The sequence below is a fragment of the Ectopseudomonas oleovorans genome (genome assembly GCF_003052605.1).
Lineage (GTDB): Bacteria > Pseudomonadota > Gammaproteobacteria > Pseudomonadales > Pseudomonadaceae > Aquipseudomonas > Aquipseudomonas oleovorans_A.
Window position 1 is genome coordinate 18,025 of the sequence record NZ_QASO01000017.1, and the last position, 2,185, is coordinate 20,209.

The 2,185-nt window shown below is 55.1% G+C and carries 2 pseudogenes; one reads left to right on the forward strand and one right to left on the reverse strand.

From position 1 onward, the window contains the following. Positions 1-607 precede the first annotated feature (607 nt). Positions 608-1,596: pseudogene (locus DBO86_RS02990) on the reverse strand (zinc-dependent alcohol dehydrogenase family protein). Positions 1,597-1,735: 139 nt separating this feature from the next. On the opposite strand from DBO86_RS02990, the pseudogene DBO86_RS02995 reads away from it, so the two are divergent. Beyond that, positions 1,736-1,996, forward strand: a pseudogene (locus DBO86_RS02995) (LysR family transcriptional regulator); the annotation flags it as partial. Positions 1,997-2,185 lie beyond the last annotated feature (189 nt).

Genomic DNA, 2,185 nt, shown 5'->3' on the forward strand with positions numbered 1-2,185 from the left:
GGATTTGAACCTACGACCTTCGGGTTATGAGCCCGACGAGCTACCAGACTGCTCCATCCCGCGTCTGTGGGGCGGTATTCTACAGCCAGAAGCTGCGCTGTCAACCGCTAATTGCAAGAAAAGTGTTTTCAACTCAGGTGCTTAGCGTTAAACAACTGTTAGACTTCCTGGCTCCAGGCCAGGCTGGACGAGGCTTACGAGGGGGTTGTGCGCAAGATAATCCATGTTGACTATGAGGCCTGTTCACCCCTGTTTTTACCGTTCGTAACCTCTGCGCAGCGCGCTGGTTTCGGGCGGTTTGTGTCCGCGGGGGCGCTGGTGTGCAACGACGCATGGCGCAATTTGCCGCGCAACCCGAAGGGACGGGCCAGTTTTTGCGTGGTACGTCGTTACTCGACGGCTCATTTGGGCGACCAAACTTCGCGTCTCGCGCCTAGTCCCACGCAAAAACTGGCTCCGGCGCGGCCGTGCGCGAAACGGCAACAGACCCTAGCACATCCTTGAGATAGGCATACGGATCATGTCACGCACTTGGCGTTCGACTTCGCCATCAGGGCTGGCTTGAATCGGGGCCGAAGGATTACGCCCTCAGCCCCATAATTTCTGGTCAGACAGTTACCACGATCTTGCCGATCTGCTGATTGGCTTCAAGGAAACGATGGGCATCCTGGATGTAGCTAAGTGCGAATGTCTTTGCGATGATCGGGCGCAACGTACCGGACTTCAACCCTTGCAGAATAAAAGCCTTCGCTCTCTCTAGGGCTTCAAGGTCGGCCACAATCTCTGCGTAGAGATAGCCCTTCAAAGTCAGGCTTTTGCCCAGCACGGTAAACAGTGGGAATGGTGTCGGTTCAGAGCTAAGTGCGCCGTACACCAGCAAAATTCCGCCCCGCGCCATGCTCTGCGTGAGAGGTTCAAAGGACGGCCCGCCTACAGGATCGAATACAACGCGAGCGCCTTGACCGGCAGTTATCGTCATAACACGCTCGACGATATCCTCTTCATCGCTGACGATGACATGCGCAGCGCCTGCATCAAGTAGGGCTTGCTTCTTCGCCTGAGTTCGAGTGATCGCAATTGATGTGGCGCCGACCATACGAGCCATTTGGAAGGCGGCCAAGCCAACACTGCTTGACGCGGCGGTAACGATGACAAAGTCGCCCTGCCGTAGCTTCGCCTGTTCAATCAATGCCCCCAGGCGGTGACGTACTGCATCCAAGACGCCGCAGCCTCTTCAAAGGACAAGTTCTCAGGGCTCTTTACCACCAGGTAGGCCGGTACATTGGCCAGCTCGCCGTAGGTGCCCCAGCGAGCAATATCCAGAGGTGGGATCAGAGCGACCGAGTCACCAATAGTGATCTCGGTTACGTCGCTCCCAACTGCCGTTACGATGCCTGCGGCCTCGTAGCCTAAGCGGCTGGGGAACTCCGCTTCTTGTAGGTATGTGTGATTGCGGAACATCACTTCGGCTCGGTTCAAGCCAATGGCTTTAACACTAATCTGCACCTCGTTTGCTGCTGGTGCCGATACTTCCAGATCTTCCAGCTTCAGAACGCTGGCGTCACCGTATTCATGAATTCTGACAATGCGTGCCATATGGATACCTCGTTTATCAATGGGCCTCGACGTACATCCGGAAGGTATCCGGGCACTCGAAAGGTGAAAAAAATTTAGTCATTGGTTGGCGCTAGATAAAGGCCTATGATGGCGTATTACTAGAAACAGAGTGTTTATAATGGATCGCCTGACCCAGATGGCCACGTTCGTCAAAGCCGTTGAGCTGGGTTCATTCAGCGCCGCTGCGGACGACCTGAATCTGTCCCCTCAATTAGTAGGGAAGCAGGTGAAAATGCTCGAACAACATCTGGGTGTTTCCCTGCTGCACCGGACTACGCGCAGGCAAAGCCTCACCGACTTCGGCAGGGCGTTCTACCCGCGAGCAAAACTGATCCTTGCAGACATGCAGTCTGCCGAGAACCTGGCTGCCTGTTGCCGCTGACCGAAAACTGACCCAGGTGTTCAACTGCTTCTGCTCAATTTTTGAGCAGGAGAACACAGGGTGATCAGTATGGAAATGATGGGCAAAATTCGGCGGATGTATTTCCGCGACAAGCTGTCGCTACATGAGATAGCCAAGCGCACCGGGTTGGCGCGCAACACGATTCGCAAGTGGGTCAGAGCACCT